18 protein-coding genes are annotated in these 25749 nt (G+C 39.3%); 16 read left to right on the plus strand and 2 right to left on the minus strand.

Going from position 1 to position 25749, the window contains the following annotated elements:
- The first annotated feature begins 99 nt into the window (after positions 1–99).
- The 4 genes from E6139_RS20105 (at position 100) to E6139_RS20120 (ending at position 5312) form a co-directional block, all read left to right on the plus strand.
- Positions 100–975, plus strand: coding sequence for a hypothetical protein (locus E6139_RS20105; protein WP_316405326.1), 876 nt, complete (start codon positions 100–102; stop codon positions 973–975).
- A gap of 342 nt (positions 976–1317) precedes the next feature.
- The gene (locus E6139_RS20110; protein ID WP_316405327.1) at positions 1318–3090 is read left to right on the plus strand and encodes an oleate hydratase; all 1773 of its coding nucleotides are present in this window, start codon (positions 1318–1320) and stop codon (positions 3088–3090) included.
- Positions 3091–3192: 102 nt separating this feature from the next.
- Positions 3193–4221 carry an NAD-dependent epimerase/dehydratase family protein gene (locus tag E6139_RS20115; protein ID WP_316405328.1) on the plus strand — a complete coding sequence of 343 codons (1029 nt, stop codon included), beginning with the start codon at positions 3193–3195 and terminating at the stop codon, positions 4219–4221.
- Positions 4222–4340: 119 nt separating this feature from the next.
- Entirely contained in the window at positions 4341–5312 is a 972-nt protein-coding gene (locus tag E6139_RS20120) for a diaminopimelate dehydrogenase (RefSeq protein WP_316405329.1), read from the plus strand.
- A gap of 46 nt (positions 5313–5358) precedes the next feature.
- Here E6139_RS20120 and E6139_RS20125 read toward each other — a convergent pair whose 3' ends face one another.
- Entirely contained in the window at positions 5359–6618 is a 1260-nt protein-coding gene (locus E6139_RS20125) for a sensor histidine kinase (protein WP_316405330.1), read from the minus strand.
- Between the two features lie 8 nt (positions 6619–6626).
- Positions 6627–7322 carry a LytTR family DNA-binding domain-containing protein gene (locus E6139_RS20130; RefSeq protein ID WP_316405331.1) on the minus strand — a complete coding sequence of 232 codons (696 nt, stop codon included), beginning with the start codon at positions 7320–7322 and terminating at the stop codon, positions 6627–6629.
- A 163-nt stretch (positions 7323–7485) separates the two neighbouring features.
- On the opposite strand from E6139_RS20130, the gene E6139_RS20135 reads away from it, so the two are divergent.
- The 12 genes from E6139_RS20135 (at position 7486) to E6139_RS20190 (ending at position 25496) form a co-directional block, all read left to right on the plus strand.
- A complete protein-coding gene (locus E6139_RS20135) occupies positions 7486–8247 on the plus strand; it encodes an ABC transporter ATP-binding protein (protein ID WP_316405332.1) in 762 nt (253 codons plus the stop codon).
- Complete coding sequence (locus tag E6139_RS20140) at positions 8228–10324, plus strand: ABC transporter permease (RefSeq protein ID WP_316405333.1); 2097 nt, start codon at positions 8228–8230, stop codon at positions 10322–10324. Before E6139_RS20135 ends, E6139_RS20140 begins: the two co-directional genes overlap by 20 nt.
- A gap of 128 nt (positions 10325–10452) precedes the next feature.
- Positions 10453–11289: a peptide-methionine (S)-S-oxide reductase MsrA gene (gene msrA / locus E6139_RS20145; protein WP_316405334.1), complete on the plus strand. Its 837-nt coding sequence runs from the start codon at positions 10453–10455 to the stop codon at positions 11287–11289.
- A 106-nt stretch (positions 11290–11395) separates the two neighbouring features.
- Positions 11396–12058 (plus strand): TetR/AcrR family transcriptional regulator, encoded by a 663-nt coding sequence (locus E6139_RS20150; RefSeq protein ID WP_316405335.1) that lies wholly within the window; start codon positions 11396–11398, stop codon positions 12056–12058.
- A gap of 286 nt (positions 12059–12344) precedes the next feature.
- The gene (locus E6139_RS20155) at positions 12345–12704 is read left to right on the plus strand and encodes a hypothetical protein (RefSeq protein WP_316405336.1); all 360 of its coding nucleotides are present in this window, start codon (positions 12345–12347) and stop codon (positions 12702–12704) included.
- A gap of 386 nt (positions 12705–13090) precedes the next feature.
- Complete coding sequence (locus tag E6139_RS20160) at positions 13091–14530, plus strand: helix-turn-helix domain-containing protein (protein ID WP_316405337.1); 1440 nt, start codon at positions 13091–13093, stop codon at positions 14528–14530.
- The gene (locus E6139_RS20165; protein WP_316405338.1) at positions 14523–15035 is read left to right on the plus strand and encodes a hypothetical protein; all 513 of its coding nucleotides are present in this window, start codon (positions 14523–14525) and stop codon (positions 15033–15035) included. Before E6139_RS20160 ends, E6139_RS20165 begins: the two co-directional genes overlap by 8 nt.
- A gap of 16 nt (positions 15036–15051) precedes the next feature.
- Positions 15052–22332 carry a Spy0128 family protein gene (locus tag E6139_RS20170; protein WP_316405339.1) on the plus strand — a complete coding sequence of 2427 codons (7281 nt, stop codon included), beginning with the start codon at positions 15052–15054 and terminating at the stop codon, positions 22330–22332.
- Positions 22333–22357: 25 nt separating this feature from the next.
- Positions 22358–22666, plus strand: coding sequence for a DUF2089 family protein (locus tag E6139_RS20175; protein ID WP_316405340.1), 309 nt, complete (start codon positions 22358–22360; stop codon positions 22664–22666).
- A gap of 132 nt (positions 22667–22798) precedes the next feature.
- Complete coding sequence (locus E6139_RS20180; protein ID WP_316405341.1) at positions 22799–23536, plus strand: AAA family ATPase; 738 nt, start codon at positions 22799–22801, stop codon at positions 23534–23536.
- Between the two features lie 75 nt (positions 23537–23611).
- Positions 23612–24250, plus strand: a complete 639-nt coding sequence (locus E6139_RS20185) for a DUF998 domain-containing protein (RefSeq protein WP_316405359.1) — start codon at positions 23612–23614, stop codon at positions 24248–24250.
- 133 nt (positions 24251–24383) lie between these two features.
- Positions 24384–25496, plus strand: coding sequence for a hypothetical protein (locus E6139_RS20190; protein ID WP_316405342.1), 1113 nt, complete (start codon positions 24384–24386; stop codon positions 25494–25496).
- The last annotated feature ends 253 nt before the right edge of the window (positions 25497–25749 follow it).

A 25749-nucleotide genomic window follows, 5' to 3' on the forward strand; every position in this document is an offset into this window, starting at 1 on the left:
AGAATTTTTAGGTGCTCCTCCTAGTCAGCAATTTTTCATTTTATTTAAGGATAGATCACTAACCTTCTAGAAAAGTGATTTGTTCAGTAGATATTAATTATGGACTTGATCAGAGAAGTCTATCTGTCAGCAGAAAAAACCAACACCATGTGCCAGTACCTGCCCTACTTCCAAGATTATTTTTCGGTTGATGAGTGGGAATCCTTAATAAAACGGCTGTACGGCAATCGTTCACAATACTTCGCGCAAACAATTGAGGCACGCATCTATAAGGGCTTTTTAGAGCAGGAAGGGACACTCGATAATCGGATTGAGGGTCTTGTTTATCGTGTCGAAGCGATCTTTGAAGGTGAAGACGGCAAAAAACACAAATTGACGATTCGCGAAACTGATCCGACGATCGATGAAGAGCTGACCATCAATATTCTAAACATTTTGACCACCTTGAGTATTTTTAAAGTGGAGGGCGGGCAAAAATTTGCGACTTACGTGAGCTACAAAACACAAGGAACGATCATTGCCACCTCTAACAACTCACGCCAAAAACCTCAAAAGGCTGCTGACGAAAAAGAAACAGTCATTGCCGCTGCGCAAGTACCACAACCAGAGAAAGTTCAAAAACAATCTGTGCCATCTAATAAAGAGGAAGTTGTTCGTGTGCCACTTGTTGATCGAAAACCAGAACAAGGCTTGGAAGAATCCACGGATTTCAAAAACACAGTATCGAATAAAAAAAGTCCGAGTTCTGCGCTACCAAAAGACGACATTCCGCCGAAAAATTCCAATGAACCGAACAACCGATCAACGGATGCCACTGAAAAGAAAAAGAAGACCGCAGCAAAACCCGATACCGCTAATAAAGGTTCTAGTAAAAGTGTGGGAAAAGTCGAGAAGAAAAGAAACGAAAAGGAAACGAAGAGACGCGTGGACAGAGCACTTGGGAAAAGGAAAAATAGGCATAAGAAAAAAAGATAATCGCGCCATTGGTTAGTGGAAAAGATTCATTAAAGGTATGCATGATTGAAAAAAATGAGACAATCAGGCTTCTTTCATGTGGAATTAAACAGGAGCGAATGGTGTCGTTTATTTGTTGTAGATGTAACTGATTGAGATAAGTTGGGACACTAAATGTTGGATGATCCATCTGATGTTAAGTGTTCCTTTTTGCGTTGAAATTTGTTTTGCAGGATTTTTTTTGCCGATTTTTTAGACAAATCAAGCAATTAGTCAAAATTTTTGATTCCTTGAAAGCGTCTTATTTTCAATATTTTTTTTGAGTTGGTAAGCTGAGGGTAACAACTTGAAGGGGGAAACATCATGAGATATACGAATGGAAATTACGAAGCATTTGCTAGACCGAGAAAACCGGCAGGAGTCGATGACAAGAGTGCCTATATCGTTGGTGCAGGACTGGCTGGCTTAGCAGCAGCGGTTTTTCTGATCCGAGATGGTCAAATGAAGGGTGAGCATATTCATATTTTTGAGGAACTTTCTTTATCTGGCGGCTCATTGGATGGAAAATTTATTCCTCACGACGGCTTTGTGACTCGGGGCGGTCGTGAAATGGAAAATCATTTTGAATGTTTGTGGGATCTATTCCGCTCGGTGCCATCACTGGAAGTAGAAGATGCTTCAGTCTTAGATGAATTTTATTGGTTGGACCATGATGACCCTAACTCATCAAATTGTCGGATTATCCATAATCGTGGTGAACGTGCAGAAGATGATGGTGACTTTACATTGTCGAAAAAAGCGCAAAAAGAATTGGTTGATCTATTTATGACTTCAGAAGACCAACTGATCGGTAAGAAGATCGAGGATGTTTTTGGCGAAGAATTCTTTGCCTCTAACTTTTGGTTATACTGGTGCTCGATGTTCGCTTTTGAAAAATGGCATTCAGCGATTGAAATGCGCCGCTACGTGATGCGTTTCATCCACCACATTAAAGGATTACCAGATTTTACAGCTTTAAAATTCACACGCTACAATCAGTATGAATCTTTAGTAAAACCATTATTGGCTTTTTTAAATGATCATGGCGTGGATTTCCAATATGAAACGAAGATCAACAATATTCAAGTCGATGCGATGCCGGACAAAAAAGTCGCTAAGAAAATTTTGCTGACGCGCTCAGGCAAAGCCGAAGAAATTGATTTAACCGAAAATGATCTAGTCTTTGTCACAAATGGCTCGATTACTGAAAGCTCAACAGAAGGCGACCATCATACACCTGCACCAATCACTCGTGAATTGGGCGGCAGCTGGAATCTTTGGAAAAATTTGGCCAAACAGTCCAATGAGTTCGGTCATCCCGAAGTCTTTTGTGATAATTTGCCAGATGAAAGCTGGTTTGTTTCAGCGACGGTGACATGGGAGAACTTTGACATTGAACCTTATATCTCACGCTTGACGCAACGGAAATTACGAACTGGAAGAGTTGTTACTGGCGGGATCATTACGATCAAGGATTCTAATTGGTTGATGAGTTTTGCGACACACCGTCAACCACATTTCAAAGAACAAAACGATCAACAAACTGTAACCTGGGTCTATGGTCTACTGTCAAACACGCCAGGAAACTACATCAAGAAACCGATCGAGCAATGTAGTGGGCAAGAAATCGTCCAAGAATTGATGTATCATTTAGGCATGCCGGAAGACGAAATCAAACGAATCTCTGAAGAATCTTGTGTTGTGACACCGGTCTATATGCCATTTATCACGTCATACTTTATGCTGCGGGAACCGGGCGATCGTCCACTAGTCATTCCTAATGGCTCAGAGAATTTGGCTTTCATTGGAAACTTCGCTGAAACCGAGCGTGATACAGTCTTTACGACGGAATACTCCGTTCGTACAGCAATGGAGGCAGTTTATTCATTCTTAGATATCGAACGTGGTGTGCCCGAAGTCTTTGCATCAGCCTACGATATTCGAACATTAGCGAATTCCGTTTATTATTTGAGTGACCGGAAAAAGCTTTCCGAGATGGATCTGCCATTCGTTGAGAAAAAAGTGCTGGAGCATTTCGTGAAGAAAGTTGAACATACCTATATTGGCGATGTTTTGAAGGACAATCATCTACTATAAAAAGGAGTGGGAGAATTTTTCTCTCACTTTTTTTATCAAAACAGTTGCCCTCGACCATGGTTTAGGGTTTAAAGTAGGTAAAAATTGATGGAGGTCTTCAACATGACAGAAAAAGTATTGGTAACTGGCGGAACGGGATTTTTAGGCATGCAAATGCTCTTACAATTATTGAACAAAGGCTATGACGTGCGAACTACGGTACGTTCATTGAAAAGCAAAGACAAGGTAGTTAATACCTTACGTGAAAATGGTGTCACAAAATTTGATCAGCTTTCCTTTATTGAAGCGGATCTATCGAGGGATGACAATTGGGATGAAGCGATGGAGGATCGTGATTATGTATTGAGTGTGGCTTCACCAGTTTTCTTTGAAATTCCAAAAGATGAAGCTGAAGTGATTCGACCAGCAATTGAAGGGATCGTGCGGATTTTGAAGGCGGCTAAACGCACAAAGGTGAAACGGGTCGTGATGACTTCAAATTTCGGAGCTGTGGGCTTTACTAATCAAGATTGGCAGTCAGTAACAACTGAAAATGATTGGACTGATGAAAATGCGAAGGGCCTTTCAGCTTATGAGAAGTCCAAACTGCTGGCTGAAAAAGCTGCGTGGAAATTTATCGAAACAGAAGGGAAAGGATTAGAGTTTGCGACAGTCAATCCCGTAGCGATTTTTGGTCCATCGTTAGACAGTCATGTTTCTGGCAGTTTCGATCTGCTGAAGGGAATTGCCAGTGGTTCGATGAAAGTCATTCCGAATATTCAATTAAATGTTGTAGATGTGCGGGATGTCGTTGATCTACACATTCGCGCCATGATCACACCGGAAGCAGCAGGGCAACGCTTTATAGCAACTACAGATGGCATGATCTCAATGCCGGAGATCGCAGAGTTGCTGAGGAAAGAACGTCCGCAATTGGCAGAGAAAATTTCGAAGAGAACCATGCCAAACTGGATACTTAAAGGGGCTTCACATTTTAACGCAACAGCAAGAGAAGGACAATTTATGGCGGAGATGAACCGCAATGTCAGTAATGCCAAAGCCAGAGAAGTATTGGGATGGACACCGATCGGTACAAAAGAAGAGGCTGTATTAGCAGCGGTTGATAGTTTGATCAAATACAATTTAATCTAATGATATGACCAAGAATCTGCTGGAGGTTTCTTGGTCATCTTTTTTTGTGATGAGATTTTTCTAATTATCAAGCTGAATTTATAGTATACTTTTAATAAATACGAATAGGGGGACAACGAATGATCAAAGTAGCAATTGTCGGATATGGAAATTTAGGTCGTGGTGTGGAACGGGCATTGAAGCAAAATGCCGATATGGAATTGGTCGGCGTCTTTACAAGAAGAAAGCCGGAGACGGTTCAGACCGATGGTGCACCGGTTTATCTGATGGATGATTTAGATGCACAAAAGGGAAAGATCGATGTGTGTATTTTGTGCGGCGGCTCAGCAACCGATCTACCAGTGCAAACACCAGCGATCACAAAAAACTTTAATACGATCGATAGTTTTGATACCCATGCCAAGATTCCTGAACATTTTGCGAATGTCGATCAGGCTGCCAAAGATAATCAAACCGTTTCGATTATTTCAACTGGCTGGGATCCAGGTTTGTTTAGTTTAAATCGTTTGTATGCGGAAAGTATTTTGCCAAAAGGCGAGACGTATACTTTTTGGGGCAAGGGTGTAAGCCAAGGACATTCAGATGCCTTGAGAAGAATCGAAGGGGTTGCTGATGCGATCCAATACACGATCCCGAAAAATGAAGTGATCGAGAAGTTAAAAGCTGGCGAAAAAATGAATTTAACGACCAGAGATAAACATCTCCGGGAATGTTTCGTTGTCTTAGCAGAAAATGCCGATGCTGACGCGATCAAAGAAGAGATCGTTACGATGCCGAATTATTTTGATGAATACGATACGATTGTGCATTTCATATCAGCGGACGAATTAAAACGTGATCACGCTGCGATGCCTCACGGCGGGACGGTATTGCGGACAGGGACGACCCACGAGAATACGAAGCAAGTGATCGAGTACAATCTGCAATTGGAAAGCAATCCTGAATTCACCGCCAGTGTCTTAGTGGCCTATGCCAGAGCATGCGCGCGCTTAGCAGCAGAGAAACAATTCGGAGCCTTCACGGTATTGGATATCGCGCCGAAGTACTTATCGCCTGTTGATGATGCAACGTTAAGAAAAGAATTATTGTAATCAAAAAAGCGAAGTGACCTAGCTTAACTAGCTACCACTTCGCTTTTTAAATATTGTTGATCAACACGACTAAGGAAAACTGTTCATCATCATAGTCAATATTCAAGGTTCCATCATAGCTTTCAACGATGGAACGGACAGATTGCAATCCGACTCCATGCTCCTGCGGCTTGTCCTTAGTTGAGAAGAAGCGCGAACCAGTCTTCTTGATCTGGTGCTTTTTTGTATTTTTGATCTCATAGCTGAAAAAACCGTTATAATATCTAGCCTTCAAGCTGACCTCTTTTTTGGGAGCATCTTTTGCCGCTTCGATTGCATTATCCAAAGTATTCCCGAATAACGAGCACAAACTAATATCATCAATTGTTATCATGGTGTCGATGTCTAGCTGTATCGAGCAAGCAATCTGATAGTCCTGCATCAGCTGATATTTGGCATTTAGTACGGCATTGACGATCGTATTCTTACAAAAAATACGATTGGATAAGATGTGCTGCTGGGTCAAGTTTGCCAAGTATTCTTCTGCTGCTTCGGATTTTTCTTCACGAATTAAATTGAGCATCACACCAAAGTGATTGTTCATGTCGTGGTGAACTTTGCGTAGCTGTTTTTGATTGCCTTCTAATTCTTGATAATACTCCTTTTGCAGCTGCAGATTTTGATTTTCTAATTTATAGTGAAAACTTTTTGCAACGTGTCCCGTCATATATAAGCTGCTGATGCTTGTCAGGATACTTGCAAAAGAAGCTGGATAGATCATCAAGGTATTCGACGGTGTAAAAATAATGAAACTAACCATCGCAATCAATGGAGTTAAACAAATTAAATCAAGAATGAACCATAGCTTCGGTGTAATCTGTGTTTTTGAATATGGAGTCGCATAACGAAATGCTTGATACATCGCAAGCCAAACGAGACCACGTACAATATGCATCATACCGTGCAATAATAAATCTAAGCCTAGTCCTCTCCCACCGGCGATCCAAAGTCTCAATCCAATATCTTCAGCTAAAAAATTGAGTGCAATGATAAAGGGAAATAAAATGAGCGACAAAGAAAGCTTGTGGATGAATGGTCCTTGTAAGAAGAGCAAATTAGATCCTAAAAAAAGTAAAAATATGATTAATACATTATACATATCGTTTGGAAAAATCGGCGACGAGATTGAACAAAATAATACTAAGAGAAAGAGCGATTTAAAAAAGCGATTTTCTTTCACGGCGACGAATTGCCGAACGAGCTGATAAAGAAAATAGGTGCCAAATACCCCAAATATACTATTAGTAAAATCAAAAATGGCATTCATCCGATCACCTACCCCAACATATTTTTAGCGAAGTTGACCATTAGGGACTGCCGATATTTGCGGCTGATGGGCAACTGCTCTTGATTGCAATAAAGAAACGCAGCTTCCAGCTGCTCTACGTAGTTCAAATTGACGATATAGCGGTTATGAATTCGCAGAAAAGAGTCTGGCAGTTCTAAATCACTTAATTTTCCATAGAAAGAACTGGAATCCTTTGTAGTTACCACCGTCAACATGCGGCGATCACTGCTGAAGTAGCAAATATCCTTTAATGGCACTCTCGTGATGCCTGATTTTTGTTCAATCACGAAATATTTTGACTGAGTCATTTTCAGTTCGTCTAATGCTTTGCGTAATACCTCGACGATCTTCTTCTCACCATAAGGCTTCAAAAGGTAATTCAACGCCTTGACTTCATAGCCTTGAAAAACAAAATCGGCAAAAGCCGTTATAAAGACGATCACCGCGCGTTGATTGACTTTCCGTAGTTGCTTGGCTGTTTCGATACCGTCCAAGGTCTTCATTTCTATATCTAAGAAAAGCAGGTCCACCGCCTCCAGCCGATTACTGCTCAGTAATTCTTCCCCCGAAGCAAATTCACTGAGCTGATAATTGATTCCCTGCAGCTGCAACTCTGGCTCGATTATTTTGATCAATACTTTACGCATCTCTTTTTCATCATCACAACAAACCACTTGAATCATTTCTACCCCTCCCTTTTAGTCATTATAGCACTAAAATATTACCGAAATTGACAATAAAAGCGTCAAAGTTTACAAGATGACTCATGGGTAAGTCTGCCAATTTTTCCTAGAATAAGGGTATAGAAAACAAGAGTGACAGCTCTAGGAATCAGGGGGAGAAAAAATGTTAACAGTGGATCATTTATACAAAAGCTTCCATACTGGCGGGGTTCAGTATGATGTATTGAAGGATGTTTCGTTTACCGTTGATAAAAGTGAATTTGTGGCGGTGATGGGACCATCGGGGAGCGGGAAAACAACTCTGTTGAATTGTATTTCGTGTTTTATTCCTTATGAAAAAGGCGAGATTCGCTTAGATGATACGTTACTGGCGAAGCTCGACGAGGGAGCGATGGCGGAGGTACGGAATAAGAAGCTAGGTTTTGTCTTTCAGGACTTCATGCTGCTGGATGGCTTAACGATTTTTGAAAATGTCTGTGTGCCGAAAGTCATCACGCAAGCACCCTATCGACCAATGGAACAAAAGGTATCCAAGCTGCTGAAGTTATTTAGGATTGATTCAATTGCCAATAAGTATCCGGTGGAAATCTCGGGCGGACAAAAGCAACGGACGGCGGTGGCTAGGGCATTGATAAATGACCCGTTGATTCTCTTAGCCGATGAGCCGACTGGAAACTTAGATAGTAAATCTCGCGATACGGTGATCGAAGCCTTTATTGAAGCCAAACGCTCGTTGGGCGCAACGATTTTTATGGTTACCCATGATACATTTTCGGCTAGTTATTGCGATCGCGTGCTAGTGATGAAGGACGGCACCATGTTTACGGAATTAGTAAGAACAGGCACAAGACAACAATTCTTTGATGAGTTGCTCCATGTCTTAAAAGAATTGGAGGGGAATCCTGATGAAGCTATCCATGTCTGATCTTTTAAAGAAGCTGCGGAAATACAATCAGCGAAATTACCTGCAATTCGTTTTCTGTATGACGTTTTCAGTTTTACTGATTACGTCTTATGCGGTGATGTTGTATAGCACGATCGTCCAACAAACACTTCCGATTGGCGGGGACAGCCGCAAGCAAGTGATGATGATTTTCGCGATTGCGATCATTGGCTGTTTGATCTTCATTATGTATGCAGCCAGCTTATTCTTAAAATACAAAAGTCGCGAGACTGGTGTGTTTCTGGCTTTAGGTGCGAAGAAAAAATACTTATCACAAAAGCTGACGATCGAGATGCTGCAATTAATGATCGCCTGCATCATGGTCGGTGTCATTCTCGGAATTGGCTTAGCCTTTCTGATCTGGCAGATTTTTCAAATGGTATTGTCTAATCTTGGCGATATGTCCTTAGGCTTGTCGTTTACTGGTGTTGCGATCGGTCTGGCTTTCGGTCTTGTTTCAATGGTACCAGTGCTCATTCAGTTATATCAATTTGTTCAGCGCACGGATATGATGGAAATTTTGTATCATGAGCATAAAAATGAACCATTACGGTCAGTTACTACGAGGTATGGGATATCTGGATTCGTGTTATTGATTCTTGGATTAGCTTTAGGCTTCGTTGTTCCATCAATCACAGCTAGTATGGGAACACAAATGCCTGGTTTTTGGAGCGCTACTTATTTAATTTCACTGATCGGTCTTTACCGCATCATGACCTATGCGATCATGAAGAGCAAGCGGGGAAGAAATCCGCAAAAATACTACAATGATTTGATTGGCTCCAACATGATGAAATTTCAAGGTCGACAAACGGTTCGTAATATGAGCATTATTGCGTTGCTATTAACCGCCAGTCTCTTTGCTTGTTTCTATCCGCCGCAATTATACAGCGCGTTAAACATCTATGGAAACAGTCCAGTGGATTATGAACTGCATTACAATCTTTCGGAAGATGAAGTCAATCAGCAGGATATCTATCGATTGGCAGAAAAGCATGATGTACAAATCAAGAATTATCAGGAAATTATTTTTTCAGAACTATTAGCTAGCGGTGTAGAACGTGATTGGTCAGATGATGGAAAATTAATTGAAGACTACATGGAGGATCACCGGTTATCCGATTTTATTGATGCAAGTACCTTTAATCAGCAAACAAATCATAAGCTCAAAGTCCCTCAAGGACAGTATTATCGAGTAAAGGGACAAGACGAAGCTGAAGGTATGTGGGAGAAGGATAATGATTTGGATCAAGTCACCAATCCTGTCACTAATGAGAAGCTTTCATTAAAATTCAAGGGCGTCGTTCGTTATCAGCCTTTGGTAAGTCAAGGAAGTCGCCGCTATGTTTTGAATGACCAGGATTATCAGAGCATTAAACAAGAGTTGAGTGAAGCAAATCAGACAAAGCAGATTCTATTCAATGTTGCAGATTTGGAAGCTTCGTATCCTTTTGCTCAAGCGCTTTATCAAGAATTCCTTGAAAAAGCCTCCTCAAAAATGGCGGTTTTAAATTCTTATGATGCTCACCAATCAGCTAAAGCCAAAGCAAATCATCAGAAATACAGTTATGATCGAGTACTAACTCTTTCAGCTGAGAATCCCGATTTAATGGATAACTGGAAATATTACCCAACGATGAAAATCTTAGTAGAGAAAACCTTTTTCCAAAATTTAGCGGTATATTTCTTAGTCTTCATTTTTGTCGCGATCATTTGTTTAGCCGCAGTTGGAGTTATTTCTTACACGCGCAGTATTACGATTGGTTTATCCAATCAGCGATTGTTTGAAGATTTGAAACGTTTGGGAGCGAATAATCACTATATCCGGAAATGTGTAATTAGTCAGCTGAACAAATTGTTTGTGTTGCCGACTGTCGTCGCGGTGATGTTGATTTATTGTTTTACGTTGCTGATGTTCAATACAAACGATGGCCAATTTACCAACACTGAAATGAGTGCGTTAATGATGGATAGTGTCTTATTGCTAGTAGTTGTTGCTTATCAAGCAATTATTTACACGATCTCATTCCGAAAAATCAAAGGAATCCTAGATATTTGATACTTTACAATAAACGAAGACTTATCTTTTTTGGATAAGTCTTTTTTGCAATCCAACTATTCGATTATTCAACAAAATTGTGGTAAATTGCAGATGAATTTTAAGTGAAGGTGATCGAGGTGGGCATCATGCAATTGACTCAAGAAGAAGTACTAGAGAAAATCTATAATTTAATATTGAATCCGAAGACGCGTGACTGGGAGCGCTACTTATTGACCACGACTAAAAATGCGTTAGATGATAAAGGCAATTTCAAGGAGCAATTGGCGAAGTTGGAGGCAGAACTGCGGCCATTGGCACTACGAAATAATCTCACTCCAGATGTGACAGATTTTTATCAGGAGATCACGGAAAAGGACTCTGCCGTTTATCAATCTGTGAAGAAAAAGCATTTTGTCAGTAATCCTGCCCATCAAGAGCGGGCGATTTTTGCAGGTGGCTGCTTCTGGTGTATGGTAGAGCCTTTTGAAACCCAGCCGGGGATTGTTTCGGTATTGTCGGGGTATACAGGTGGAGCGCTAGAAAATCCTAGTTACGATCAAGTTAGCAGCGGCGGTACCGGACATGTTGAGGCAGTGGAAATCATTTTCGATACGAGGGTTGTGAGCTATCAAGAGCTTATCGATCTTTATTGGAAGATCACTGACCCCACGGATGCTTTTGGTCAATTTCAAGATCGAGGGCCGCAGTATCGTCCAATCATTTTTACGACGAATGAAGAACAACAAGCAATCGCAGAGAAAACCAAACAAGTGGTAATCGATTCTGGTAGGTATAAGAAACCGATCATTACAGAGATTCGAAAGGCTGAGACATTCTGGCCTGCGGAAAATTATCATCAGGAATTCTACAAGAAACAGCCCAAACGCTATAAAGCGATCAAACGGGAACGTCAACAGTTTTTGACCTACCAGCACTTAAAGGGAAAACTCCGGGTTAGCTTAGGCAGAGGGAAAAAAACTTAGAAAAAAACTTTTTTAAATATTTATTAGAAAAAAGTGTTGACTTACGAGGAGTTACGGATTATATTATATACATACCAACCGAATGTATGGATAGGAGATAGCGATTATGGCTCGCAATAAGTACCCAGAAGAAACGATCAATAAAATTTTAGATGTTTCGATGGAGCTGTTTTTAGAGAAGGGTTATGAGCATACATCGATCCAGGATATCGTTAACAATCTTGGCGGATTGTCAAAAGGAGCGATCTATCACCATTTTAAATCAAAGGAAGATATTCTAGATGGTGTGATGAATAAGCTCTATCAAAACAATGCAAATGAGACAGACCATCTTCGTCAACTCGAAAAAAATAAGAATATGACAGGATTACAAAAGCTGCAGTCACTGTTTACGACTGCTTTAGAGAGTCCTCGCCAGGATGACATGTTTCAAATGGCTCCAGATTTTCTAAAGAACCCACAGATGTTAGCCATGCAACTAGAAGGAATCTACAAAGAATCTGTTCCACATTTTGTTCAGCCAATCATCGAAGAAGGGGTAGCGGATGGTTCCATCAAGACCGATTATCCAAAGGAACTGGCGGAAATGATTCTGTTGCTGATTAATATTTGGTTGATTCCACTGGTCCATGATGAGGATCCAAGCAGTGTCGCCAATCGTTTCGCCCTTTTTCAAGAAATGATGACTAAATTGGGAATCGAGATTTTTGATGCAGACGCAGTTAAGCGTCTTGAGAAATTCCGAAAGATATATGATCAAAAAAAATAATCTCTGCCTTGAATGGCAGTTTTATTTTAAAATTATACATACCGTCGTTAGGTATTAAAAATCGTGTAGATCGTTTTATAAACTATGAAGCGAGTAACTATAAAGACTAGAATTTAAAAAGAGGATGCCAGTCCAACTTTTCACAGTTTTTTATTGAACAAAGGAGCAAAAAAAGTAACCACTAACTATCGGAGGAAATCCTAGTTGGATGGTATACGGCTTGAAAATCAGACTTATTTTTCTGAAGGAAAAATAAATACATTAAAATGAAAAAGGAGTGTTTAAAATGGAACAAAAAATGAATAACAGAAATGTGTATGGTGCAAATGGCGGGAATAAAGAGGACAGAACGATTATCGGAAAAATTGGCAGTGGACTTGCCGTATTCTTTTCAGGAATGTTTATTGTACCAATTCTTTCAGTTTTGACGGGAGCTTTTGGGATCATCGGTATTGGCTTGCCGATAGTAGCAATGATGAATCTTTTTGGTATTCTAGATATTCCATTCAATATTTTGTTTGTGACATTAACGGGATTCCCACAAGTCATGGCTGGTTTTGTCGTTGGATTACTTTTTGTGGCTTTATCAGTTATCTGCGGCAGCTGGTTGAAAAAATATATAACAATCGCAAAACGAATGATCTAAATCGGATTTTTCATTCGAACAAATTGTACGAATAAAATGGAATAATAACCGGATAGTAATGAAAAACAGAGGATTATAACCTCTGTTTTTTTAATTTGTTAAAAGTGTTTTTGAGGGAAAATACGAATTTAATGATACACATTTAGATAACTTGTGTTATAATTGTCGAAATTCTTCATAAATTAATTATTTTTTTAAATTAATTAGCCATATGTTAAGATATATTTATAGATAAAAGTGATTTGTATGGTGCAAATCTCTTTTTTTTTCGTAAACACCAAAAAATAAGGACAAAAAGATTATTCTGCTAATTAAATTTTACTTATATAAACAATATAATTAAGAAAATTAATTATTTAAGATACTTAATTTGAAAGGAGCGAGAAATGCAGGCGAATGATTTATTGATGGATGATGACCGTTATAAATGGTATCTGCTTCAATATCTAGAACTAAATAAGAATGCATATTGCTCAATTGAACAGCTTGGAGATATTTTAGAGATCTCTCGATATAAATTGGAAAAATATCTGCAGGAACTACAAGCCGAATTACAAGCTAATTATAACGAAGCGTCAATCGAACTGCTGGAAACAGGTGAAATTGAAGTCCATCAGTTGACACACGCGATTGTAAAAAAGATGCGAGTTTTCTTAATTGAGCGCAGTTTGACCTATCAAATTTTTCATCGATACGTAACGAATGAGACCAGTCTTGATAAACAAATCGAAGAACTTCATGTGAGTCGTTCAAGTACCTATAGGTTATACAAAAGGCTGAAGGAACAGCTAGTGGATGAAGGGTTTCAGATTAAGAAGAATCAGCTAGTCGGCAATGAAATGTCCATTCGCAGTTTTTTATTTGGTTTGTACTATGAAATGTTTAATGGATTAACGAGCCCGTTTGAAAAAGTGATACAACAGCGCTCGAAAGAGGTTCTTCGTTACTTAGAACATTTTCTGAATCTCTCCTTACCAAAAACCAAAGAGCATAAATTATTGTTTTTTCTGAGTATAGCAATGATTCGATTGGAGAAAAATCATGCAATAGACGAAGCAATTATTGACTATGAGGAGAACGAAACGACTGAGTATCTTGCAAAATGGTTGGAAGGGCACTTTACTCTTACACCCACAGAAATAAAACACGAGATTGCTGCACTACTCCTCTTTTGTCAGATGATGGAAATCGATTTGCAGCAAGAACTTACTTTCAATGAAAAAGCCGAGGAGCAGCAGGCGCAAGAATTAGTGGTTGAATTTCTTCACTATCTAGTCAAGCATTCCAGTTTTGAACTAAGTCAATTAACTGAAAATGAAGCATTAACTGACGGATTGTTACGAATTAATCGTAAATGGCTGATTTATCATTTTCGTGAAACAACATTTGTTACAAAAATCCAACGTCGCTACTTTCAAGAAATTAATCCTAAATTGGATGAAATCATTCAAGATTTTATTGAAAAGATTGCTCAGCGTGGCCTGTTTCATTCGGATCAGGAGCGAAACAAGCTTTATTATGACTATTTGTTTTTCTTAATGACCAAAATCTCTGTTGATGAGTTGGAAGCTCCAGTATACATTTGCATCGATTTCTCTCACGGTCATAGCTATAACGAATACATCCAGATGATGTTGACTTCTCTTCAAAGTATGAATATTTGTTACGAAAAAAAATTAAGCACAAAAACACAAATTTATCTATCTGATTTTCTGATTGATATGCTTCCGTGCCATCAAATAATTTGGAAACGGCCGCCAACGCCGGAAGACTGGGCGGAGTTTGGTCATCTACTATTAACAGTTAAGGGAGGGGCCTATGAATAAAAATATATTAATCGCCTTTGCGCTCCCTTCGCTGATGTTTTATCAATCCAATGCACCAATCTTGTATAGTAGTGAAAAATTAATCGCTCAGGTTAAAGAAGAACAAAAAATACTAATGTTTGATCTATCTGAGTCGGGAAATATGATGATTGTTTCAAATGATCGGATAGAAGAACAAGATGAACTTTTGAATTCAACCGAAGAGCCGGAGCCCGAACAGCCGCCAGATCAAAAAGCTTCGAAAAGAAAAAAGACAACAAAAGAGACAGAAAAAAATGATCTACCTGACACTGGCGAAAAGGCGATGGCACAGTCAGCTAAAAGGAAAAGTACAGCTTCTTTAGAGACAATTGAACAAAAAATTAGTGCGTTACCATTTACAGAATTACCTGATAATAAAAGCGGTGAACGAGAACTCGTTCGAATGCTGTCAAACATGTCAGGGACAATTCTTTATGGCACCAAAATGACGGAAGAAAATAGAGAAGAATATCTTATATTTTAAAAGGGGATGAAAATAGATGAATCGATTAAAAAAAATATGGTCATTATCTGCAATCGTGGGAATGATGCTTAGCAGCTTTCCAATGTCAATCTTTGCGGAGACCATTGAATCAGCCGATGTGGTGATCAATCAGGCGTTGATTACAGATACGTCTGATCAAGAAATTACAGAAAGCAACCGTGTGAAGCACAAAGATGAAGTAAAACTCAAATTGAATTGGTCCTTGGCGGAGGCAACGCTAGTTGAGGAAAATACGATCGTAGCGGTTGATCTGCCGGATAATTTAAATTTTCCTGACCAATCAGGCAGCTTAGCTGAAATGGGAAATTATCAAGTAAGCAATCAACAATTGGTATTCCAATTTAAAAAGAATTATGAAGAAACAGAGGACGGTCGCGCTCCAGAATTTACGAGCGCCAAGTTCTATGAGGGAATCCTCGAGCTGACAGCAGAAACGATCGCTGAGGATCTGGAAACAGAAAACGTTGATTTTGGAAATAATACGGTTTCGACGATTTACTACGATAAAAAAGTCGATCCTGCGGCTGATCCGCTGACGGAAGTCAACTCAACGCAAGAAAAACTAGAACCGCAAGCAGAAGAACCACATAATCCGAAATTAAACGAACGTGGCGTTAAATTGTTTAATGATATTAAGATTACCGATCTTCAGGAAAATGAGTTCACAGCTGAAAATCCAGCAGTGAAAGATGCGAATATCATGATCTTTTTTAAATGGATTTTAGACGATTCGGAAATAATCAAAAATGGTGATTATTACACCTATCAGCTGCCTGAATATTTTTCCGTTCACAATAAAGTTACAGGTGATTTGAAGAATATAGACGAAAATGGTGTGGAAAAAGAGATTTTAGGGGATTTTATTTTAGAAGAAAACGGTTTGTTGACAGTCAGATTTAATGGTGTAGCAGAAAAGCTAAGCCAACGTGAAGGGACCATCAAACTAAAGACTGAACTGAATATTAAAACGGATACTGAAACTATTGAGATTCCTACCAATATTACTGACCAAGCTGGGGATGAAATCAAAATTGTCGTCCCTGTCGTAAAGCCGGATATCAATAAAAAAGGAATCATAGAATCTGATAATACAGTTACTTGGACAATCGTCCTAAATGAAGAAAAACGTGATCTAAGAAATGTTGTCGTAAGAGATGCTTTGCCTGAAGGGTTATCCGTTTGGCACCATGAATATTCTGTCAAGGATGAGTCGGGTAATTGGGTAGCGGCACCTGCTGGATTTATTCAAGCTTGGCAAGATGGCAGTGATTATGTCTATAAGTTCGCTTCTGGAATCATGAATCAAACAGTCAGAATTGTTTTGAAGATGAAGCTAGAAGATAAAACAAAGAAAGAGTTTCTCAATAAGGTAACGATCACTGGCGATAATTTTATACCGAATTCTTCAGAGGCCAGCGTATCCTTTAATGATAAAGACAATTACAAATACTGTACAGATTATGATTTGAATACAGGAAAGTTCAACTGGGAAGTCAAGGCTACCTACACCCAAGCTGGTGGGACCTTAAAGGATTGGATGTATTCAAGATATGGCGATCCGAATACGGCGAATCACTATCTGCTAAAGAATACGATCAAGGTATATGATAATGATGGAAGTCTAGTTCCAGGAGATAAATGGTCTTTCTCTGAAGACGAAGCTGATTTTAAGAAGAAGGATGGCGAATACGTTTATTTTACACTGAAGTTTGTTGAAAAAGGTGTTTATAAGGTGACGTACTCTACCCAAACGTTTGTGGTGCCTACGCCAATCAAAACAGATCTGATGAACACAGCTGTAATTACAGACGGTGGAAACAGTGAAGAGATCACAGGCGGTGAAAAGCCAGATGTTGAGAAGGGATTAGGCGTAGAAAAAATCGCCACAGGTAAAGACTACTCAGATAATACGATTGATTGGAAAACGACTTTAAATAAAAATCGTATTGTAATGAAAAATGCGGTCATTACAGATAGGTTTGCACTACTTGATGGAAGTAAACAAAGTCCGCTTCAATTGATTGAATCAACGCTAAAAGTTACAGCAAATGATGGAACAGCTGACAAACTTTTAACGAAAGATACTGATTATGTATTAGAGAAAATTGATGACGATTCAGATTATTCTGTTGGTTTTATCGTCCGTTTGATTGGCAGCTATGCTACTACGAGCGCCCAGATAAAACTCGAGTATTCCACACATTATTTTATAGACCAGCAACCAGAGTATGCTTCCGGAGCGTTATTACAATTTAATAATAGTGCTTTAGTCACGTATACAGGTGAAGACGATAAAACACATATTGATGGAGCCGAGGTAGCTACATGGGTTGACGCCAAGTTTTCCTTCAACGGGATAAAATATGGGAAATATTTAGCTAAAGATGCGGATGTCAGTACTGCCTTTTCACATGCTAATCCGTTTAGCGAGGATAAAGCAGCTGAAAATAGTGTCTATTGGACTGCCTTGTTTAATACCTGGAAGACGACTATTCCGGCCGATACAACAATTAGAGAAGAGCTAGGTGAAGGTCAGGAGCTTAAAGATCTAGTCATTTATGATGTGGAGATTGCTTCAAGTAAGGCTGAGGTAGGCAGTTTAGGCAACAAATGGCAAGAAAATGTAGACTATGAATACTCGCTGGATGATGGTGTCCCAGTCATTAAATTATTGAAGGAGACGAAAAAAACCTTCGCAATCTTTGTTTCGGCAAAAGCTTCAGATGAGTACCATAAATATAAAAATGTAGCGACTATGACCGTAAAAGATAAAACGCCTCTAAAAGTCGAAGGGATGGTAGAAAAAAGTGATAAAACCGCCTGGATCGATAAAAAAGGGGTTCAGGGAATCGGCGATGATTATCGTTTGATAAACTGGTCTGTTGTACTAAATAAGGATGGTCATAAAGTCATTAATCCTGTAGTCACAGATACAGTCAAGCTCAATGAGCAGACATTTGTTTATGATGCTGATAAAAACGTAGTGGTGAAGGTTTACAAAGCCGCAAAAAATAGCTCAGGAACGTTTGTTAAGGATGGTCCAGCAATTGATTTTCCTGAAGACAGAAAACCGGAAATTACTTCAGATTCTGCTGCAGGAACACAAACGTTAACCATCAATTTAGGAGAATCCATCGATACGCCTTATATTATTGAGTATCAGACATTGTTAGATCCAGGTATTCAAAATAATGAGTTAGTAAAAAACAGCGCCTCCCTTTATGGAAAAGATATTCAATATCATGAAACGACAACGAGTGTAACAGTGAAATCTACTGATGGTGAGGGGACATCGAGTGGGAAAAATGGCTCCATCAAATTTAAAAAAGTCGATGAAAAAAATGAATTGATTACTACGGATTCCGCGTTCTTTGATCTTTACCGAAAGGATAAGGATGGCAATCTTTCCCTGATATTCTCAAACATTGAGGTAAAAGGTGATAAGATCATTGAAAATGGTAGCGAAATTGACCAGCTTTCCAATCTACGTTATGGAACCTATATCATAATTGAAAGCAAAGCACCAGACGGCTATACAAAAGATGATACAGAACATCCAGTGGTAATTTCGGATACCCAAGCGAGTCATACCTTTACTTTAAAAAATTCAAAAACACCAATTAAGTTGAGTACAAAAATCACCTTGGAAGCGAAGAAGGAACTAAGCGGCCGCCCATTGAAAGCCGACGAATTCAGCTTCAATTTGAAGGGTGATGGCGGTGTTGATCAAACGAAGAAAAATGATGTTGATGGCAAAGTGTTGTTTGATGAGATTACTTACGATAAAGCAGATACGTATGAATACACAATCTCCGAAGCTATTCCAGCGGAAAAAGAAACTGGCATCACTTATGACAACACGCAATACAAAGTAACCGTGACAGTCGAAGAAAAAGCTGGGAAGCTGGAAGCAACAGCGGTCTATGAAAACGTTAAAGCAGGCGAAGTACCAGTCTTCAAGAATGTGTATAGAGCACTGCCCGGAAGTATCCAATTAGAAGCGAAGAAGGAACTAAGCGGCCGTCCATTGAAAGCTGACGAATTCAGCTTCAATCTGAAGGGTGATGGCGATGTTGATCAAACGAAGAAAAACACTATTGATGGCAAAGTGTTGTTTGATGAGATCACTTACGATAAAGCAGATACGTATGAATACACAATCTCCGAAGCCATTCCAGCGGAAAAAGAAACTGGTGTCACTTATGACAACACGCAATACAAAGTAACCGTGACAGTCGAAGAAAAGGCTGGGAAGCTGGAAGCAACAGCGGTCTATGAAAACGTCAATGCCGGCGAAGTACCCGTCTTCAAGAATGTGTATAAAGCACTGCCCGGAAGTATTCAATTAGAAGCGAAGAAAGAATTAAGCGGCCGCCCATTGAAAGCCGACGAATTCAGCTTCAATCTAAAAGGTGATGGCGGTGTTGAACAAACAAAGAAAAATGATGTTGATGGCAAAGTGTTGTTTGATGAGATTACTTACGATAAAGCAGGCAGCTACAAATACACAATTTCCGAGGTTATTCCAGCGGAAAAAGAAACCGGCGTTACTTATGACAATACACAATACAAAGTAACCGTGACAGTCGAAGAAAAAGCTGGAAAATTGGAAGCAACAGCTGTTTACGAAAACGTCAAGGCCGGTGAAGTGCCAGTCTTCAAGAATGCCTACAAAGCTTTACCAGGAAGTGTTCAGTTAGAAGCGAAGAAAGAATTAAGCGGTCGCCCATTGAAAGCCGACGAATTCAGCTTCAATTTGAAGGGTGATGGCGGTGTTGATCAAACGAAGAAAAATGATGTTGATGGCAAAGTGTTGTTTGATCAAATTTCTTATAATAAAGCAGGCAGCTACAAATACACAATTTCCGAGGCTATTCCAGCGGAAAAAGAAACCGGCGTCACTTACGACACTACTCAGTATGAAGTAACAGTGACAGTCGAAGAAAAAGATGGAAAACTGGAAGCCTCAGTGGTCTACGAAAAAGTCCAAACTGGTGAAGTGCCAACATTTAAGAATGTTTATAAAGCACTACCAGGAAGTATCCAATTAGAGGCGAAGAAGGAACTAAGTGGTCGCCCACTGAAAGTTGACGAGTTTAGTTTCAACTTGAAAGGCGATAAAGTAGACCAAACGAAGAAAAATGATAAAGACGGCAAGATAACTTTCGACCAGCTTACTTACGATAAAGCAGGTACGTATGAGTATACAATTACCGAAGCCATTCCAGCGGAAAAAGAAACCGGCGTCACTTACGACACTACTCAGTATGAAGTAACAGTGACAGTCGAAGAAAAGGCTGGAAAGTTAGAAGCGACAGCGGTTTACGAGAACGTCAAGGCCGGCGAAATACCAGTCTTCAAGAATGTGTATAAAGCACTACCAGGAAGTATTCAATTAGAAGCGAAGAAGGAACTAAGCGGCCGCCCATTAAAAGCTGAGGAGTTCAGTTTCACGCTAAAAGGCGACGGTGTTGATCAAACAAAGAAAAATGATAAAGACGGCAAAATAAGCTTTGATAGTATTGTATATGACAAAACGGGTACGTACGAGTACACAATCTCTGAAACGATCACAGCGGATAAGGTAATCGGCGTCACTTATGACAATACACAATACAAAGTAACAGTGACAGTCGAAGAAAAAGCTGGAAAATTGGAAGCAACAGCAGTTTACGAAAACGTCAAGGCCGGTGAAGTGCCAGTCTTCAAGAATGTGTATAAAGCACTACCAGGAAGTATTCAATTAGAAGCGAAGAAGGAACTAAGCGGTCGCCCATTGAAAGCGGACGAATTCAGCTTCAATTTGAAAGGTGATGGCGGTGTTGATCAAACGAAGAAAAATGATGTTGATGGCAAAGTGTTGTTTGATGAGATCACTTACGATAAAGCAGATACGTATGAATACACAATCTCCGAAGCTATTCCAGCGGAAAAAGAAACCGGCGTCACTTATGACAACACGCAATACAAAGTAACCGTGACAGTCGAAGAAAAAGCTGGAAAGCTGGAAGCAACAGCGGTTTACGAAAACGTCAATGCAGGCGAAGTACCAGTCTTCAAGAATACTTACAAAGCTTTACCAGGAAGTATTCAATTAGAAGCGAAGAAAGAATTAAACGGCCGCCCATTGAAAGCCGACGAATTCAGCTTCAATCTAAAAGGTGATGGCGATGTTGAACAAACAAAGAAAAATGATGTTGATGGCAAAGTATTGTTTGATGAGATCACTTACGATAAAGCAGATACGTATGAATACACAATCTCCGAAGCTATTCCAGCGGAAAAAGAAACTGGTGTCACTTATGACAACACGCAATACAAAGTAACCGTGACAGTCGAAGAAAAGGATGGGAAGCTGGAAGCAACAGCGGTTTACGAAAACGTGAATGCAGGTGAAGTACCCGTCTTCAAGAATACTTACAAAGCTTTACCAGGAAGTATTCAACTAGAAGCGAAGAAAGAACTAAGTGGTCGTTCACTAAAAGCCGATGAGTTTAGCTTCAAGTTATCTGGTTCGGGGATTGAAGATACGAAGAAAAATGATAAAGACGGCAAGGTGACCTTCGATCAGCTTACTTATGACAAAGCAGGTACCTATGAATACACAATTTCTGAAGCCATTCCAGCAGAAAAAGAAACCGGGATTACGTATGATGATACTAAATACAAAGTAACTGTCAATGTGGAAGACAAATCCGGGAAATTAGAAGCAACAGCAGTCTACGAAAACGTCAAGGCCGGAGAGATTCCAGTATTTAATAATTCGTACACACCAGAAAAGAAAGTCCGAACCGGTGAGATACTATTAAAGAAAATTGATAGTAAAACAGGACGTACATTAGCCAATGCTGAGTTCAAATTGGTTGATGAGAAAGGAAAAACTGTAGCTGGAAAAGAAAAAATAGTTACAGGTGAAGATGGTTCGATTCTCATTAAAGGATTAGCTGATGGCGACTATCAAATTATTGAAACAAAAGCGCCAGATGGATATCTGATAGATGAAACACCGATTAAATTCTCCGTTAAAAATAGTCAATCAAGTAAAAAAGAAATTAATCAGGAAAACGATCCATTAAATCTTCCTAAAACAGGAGATTCTAACAACAAAACTACCAATGTTCATACGACTTATCGAAATGTTTCAGGAAGCAGTTCGACTGCTTCAAAGAGATTACCGTCAACAGGAAGTATTCAAAATAAAGGCTTAATTGTTTTAGGCTTGTTCTTCCTAGCCATGGTTGGATTAGTCTTAATTGGAAAACGAAAAAAAGTTTAGCTTATTTAGCAGAAAAGAGGTAGCCATGAAAACTAACGTAGAACCAAGTTGGATTTCGGAATTAAATGAAGAGGAACTTGAATTTATTAAATTCTTTGTCCTTTCTTCGGGATCAATTAAAGAACTGGCCAATATTTATTCAACCAGTTATCCAACGCTACGAAAACAATTGGACAAATTGATTCAAAAAATCCGAATCAGCGAGCGTAAAGAAAACGACAAGATTATAAAATTGATTCATCAATTAGAAAAAGAAGGAAAAATTGATCAAGATATTGCTGACACTGTTGTACATGAATATGGCAAATCATTGAATTGTCTAATCCTTGATTAACATGGAGACTCTGAATCATTTCAATAAATGAAGTGATTCAGAGTCTTTTTTACAGAAGTGAACATTCTATTTGAAGAGTAGTTAAGTTATGATGGGAATGAGTAAAAGTCAAAAACTATGGGAGGCAAATAGTTGTTTGTTCATGAACTGAAGTTAGCGGGTATTAAGGATCAGACGGGTTATCCTTTCGATGTGTTTGCGATCAAAGAAATTATCCGAAAAGGGAGTTTGACTTTTGATCGTCCAGTGACCTTTCTATCTGGTGATAATGGGACTGGGAAATCAACCATTTTAGAAGCGATCGCCGTAGCCTACGGGATCAACCCAGAAGGCGGCAGTCAGAATTTTAACTTTCACACGGTTGATAGTCATTCAGATTTGCATGAAGCTGTTCGGCTAATCAGAAAAGGTGCCATACCTAGGACGAAATTTTTCTTACGTTCGGAGACCTATTACAATGTTGCTTCTGAATTAGAAGAATTGTCGCGAGACCCGATGGAGGGTGGCTTCGCCTATGCTTCTTACGGCGGACAATCCCTGCACACCCGATCTCAGGGTGAAGGCCTGCTGTCGATCATAGAGAATCGTTTTGGCAAAGATGGCTTCTATCTGTTAGATGAGCCGGAAGCAGGCTTGGCAACGAATCGTCAATTTAGTTTATTACGTGAGATTCACCGTTTAGTAAAATCTGGAAGTCAACTGATTATCGCGACTCACTCGCCGATATTGATGGCATATCCAGGTGCGACAATCTATCAATTCTCGGAAGCAGGAATCGAAGCATTGCCGTTGGAGGAGACCATCGCTTATAAGGAAACCAAAGTATTCTACGACGATCCAGAGCGGATGATGTATTATTTGCTGGATTGATCAGGAGCTATCTTTTTCTTGCTGAAATGTTCAATGCTAGAATAGTCTTAGCTGAGAACTAGGGAGATGGAGAAATTGGATTTCTTGAAGAAGTACGGCTTTCACTTTTTACTAATAGGTGTAGTGTGCGATTTTTTAACACCTTATGTTTTGGGACTTTTTTACCCTGAACTTAATCAGATGACCGCTGTTATGAGCTTGTTTGGAGACGTTGGCAGTCCGGTTCGCAGCGCCTTTTTAGTTTGGTCAGTAGTGGCTGGCTGTTTTTATACTTTATCTTTACCGGCAATCTATACGACCTTCAAAGAAACTTCTACTGTACTGGCGGGGGTAGCAACGGCAGCGATCGGCACTTATGGAGTTGGCGATTGCATTTTTACAGGGCTGTTTAGCGTGGATACGGCTAATTCACAGTGGAATCTTTCAACGTGGGTCCATAATATTGGTTCTGGATTCGGCTATGCTGGCTTTTTGTTATTTCCATTATTTCTGTGTTTGATCTATAAAAAGCAAAATAATCTTCAAGCGAGTCGTCGTTATTTCATTCTACTGGTGCTAAGTTTGATGGTTGCGGCGCTCTATGGCTTGGCACGCATCCCGCAGCTGAATCAATTTACTATTTTTCAACAGCTAGGCTTGTGGCAGCGAGTAAGTTTTATCTTCAATTATCTGCCGATTGTTCTTTTTGCGAGAAGTCAGGTTAGGAAGAAATAGTAGTTAATTTAACTATCTTAAAAATAAATGAGTATTATGTGATGGAAAAGTTTGTATTAACCTTATTGGACCTATATGATGGAGAAAAGAATGGTTATCAAAATATTTCTATTCCACAGTGGAGGAGACCGAAATGAAAAAGTTAAAAGTGGTTATGGTATTAGCGTTGGCATTAGTCTTTTTTGCCGGATGTAAAAAGGAAACACAAAAGGAATTTACCGAAGAATTAGCGAAGCAAAGTGAAATGAATGCTGGAGAATATTCGATCTTGATTGATAAGATGACGATCACAGGTGAAGAGGAAGATGCGCAGACACGTGCTTCGATGGATATGGCAGCGAAAATGATCAGCGGTACAAAAATCTCAGGGGACTATCTACAAGACAGTGAGAAAGAATTGGTCGATCTGAACATGAATGTTGATGTATTAGGTCAGAAGATCCCGATTAATATGTTTATGGATCAGAAGAAACAATCGATGTATTTGGACACCGGCTTCATGACTGAGATGATGAATATCGTGAAAGAATTCAATGCGGACGTTTCATTTGAAGCGAAGGATTTTGAAAAGTTAAACGGAAAATACATCCATATAACTGAAGAAGATATGAAAAAACAGGCGGATAGTAAGACAGACACAAGTGCACTGACAGCCGGCTTCAACGGGAAATTATTCAGAGAATACCTAGACACGTTGGAATCCGATTCTTTCGAGAAGAAGGAGGATACTATCAAACGGAAGTTCACGAAGAAGGATATTCAAGGCTATATCAAATACGCCAAAGAAAATGGGAATAAAGACGAGAAAAAAGCGGCAAAAGAATTAGAGGAAAGTTTGGATGAGTTAACAAAATATGAACAGACTACAACCTTGAATACCAAGAAGAACTCACAAAAAACGACGATGAAGATCGCTGCAAAAAATGAAGGTATAACAATGTCGATCGATTTGACCCTAAATAATCAGGCCAAAGAATCTGATAAAAAAGTTGAATTACCAAAATCAGCGGATACAATCTCAATGGAAGAATTTGAAAAAATCATGGAGGATACCCAAAAGAAAAATAACTCACTTGTTTCAGAGGAAGATTTCAACGACTTATTAGATGCTATCAGAAGAGGCGGTGGTCAATTTTCTCAAACGCAAATTGATCAAATCAAGCGTACCTACAAACCATATTTGACTGAAGAACAATACAAACAGCTGGAAGAAGCTTTGGATCAATCCATTCAAACCTCCGTCTGATTTTACCAAGACCAATCATTTTTCGATGATTGGTCTTTTATAATGGAAAGCAGGAGTTGGTAAAACTATTTTGAGTATAAGATATCCAGTATCCGCTTTTGGCTAGCAGCGAATTATGCTAAACTTAGGTTGACGACAATTACAAAAAGAAGATAAGAGGCGATTTTGGTCCGGCGCACTATTCATTCCGCAATTAAAGGATTTTAGTGAAACGTGGAAAAGTATTCTGACATCGAATAAACTGAAAATTTTC

Origin of the sequence: Enterococcus sp., from assembly GCF_032555305.1 — a bacterium.
Lineage (GTDB): Bacteria > Bacillota > Bacilli > Lactobacillales > Enterococcaceae > Enterococcus_A.

What these genes read in the sequence shown, in the direction of transcription:
- E6139_RS20125 (WP_316405330.1), bottom strand. Translation starts at nt 6,618, where the DNA reads ATGAATGCCATTTTTGATTTTACTAATAGTATATTTGGGGTATTTGGC.
- E6139_RS20105 (WP_316405326.1), top strand. Translation starts at nt 100, where the DNA reads ATGGACTTGATCAGAGAAGTCTATCTGTCAGCAGAAAAAACCAACACC.
- E6139_RS20110 (WP_316405327.1), top strand. Translation starts at nt 1,318, where the DNA reads ATGAGATATACGAATGGAAATTACGAAGCATTTGCTAGACCGAGAAAA.
- msrA (WP_316405334.1), top strand. Translation starts at nt 10,453, where the DNA reads ATGCAATTGACTCAAGAAGAAGTACTAGAGAAAATCTATAATTTAATA.
- E6139_RS20130 (WP_316405331.1), bottom strand. Translation starts at nt 7,322, where the DNA reads ATGATTCAAGTGGTTTGTTGTGATGATGAAAAAGAGATGCGTAAAGTA.
- E6139_RS20190 (WP_316405342.1), top strand. Translation starts at nt 24,384, where the DNA reads ATGAAAAAGTTAAAAGTGGTTATGGTATTAGCGTTGGCATTAGTCTTT.
- E6139_RS20140 (WP_316405333.1), top strand. Translation starts at nt 8,228, where the DNA reads ATGAAGCTATCCATGTCTGATCTTTTAAAGAAGCTGCGGAAATACAAT.
- E6139_RS20150 (WP_316405335.1), top strand. Translation starts at nt 11,396, where the DNA reads ATGGCTCGCAATAAGTACCCAGAAGAAACGATCAATAAAATTTTAGAT.
- E6139_RS20120 (WP_316405329.1), top strand. Translation starts at nt 4,341, where the DNA reads ATGATCAAAGTAGCAATTGTCGGATATGGAAATTTAGGTCGTGGTGTG.
- E6139_RS20170 (WP_316405339.1), top strand. Translation starts at nt 15,052, where the DNA reads ATGAATCGATTAAAAAAAATATGGTCATTATCTGCAATCGTGGGAATG.
- E6139_RS20175 (WP_316405340.1), top strand. Translation starts at nt 22,358, where the DNA reads ATGAAAACTAACGTAGAACCAAGTTGGATTTCGGAATTAAATGAAGAG.
- E6139_RS20160 (WP_316405337.1), top strand. Translation starts at nt 13,091, where the DNA reads ATGCAGGCGAATGATTTATTGATGGATGATGACCGTTATAAATGGTAT.
- E6139_RS20165 (WP_316405338.1), top strand. Translation starts at nt 14,523, where the DNA reads ATGAATAAAAATATATTAATCGCCTTTGCGCTCCCTTCGCTGATGTTT.
- E6139_RS20135 (WP_316405332.1), top strand. Translation starts at nt 7,486, where the DNA reads ATGTTAACAGTGGATCATTTATACAAAAGCTTCCATACTGGCGGGGTT.
- E6139_RS20115 (WP_316405328.1), top strand. Translation starts at nt 3,193, where the DNA reads ATGACAGAAAAAGTATTGGTAACTGGCGGAACGGGATTTTTAGGCATG.
- E6139_RS20155 (WP_316405336.1), top strand. Translation starts at nt 12,345, where the DNA reads ATGGAACAAAAAATGAATAACAGAAATGTGTATGGTGCAAATGGCGGG.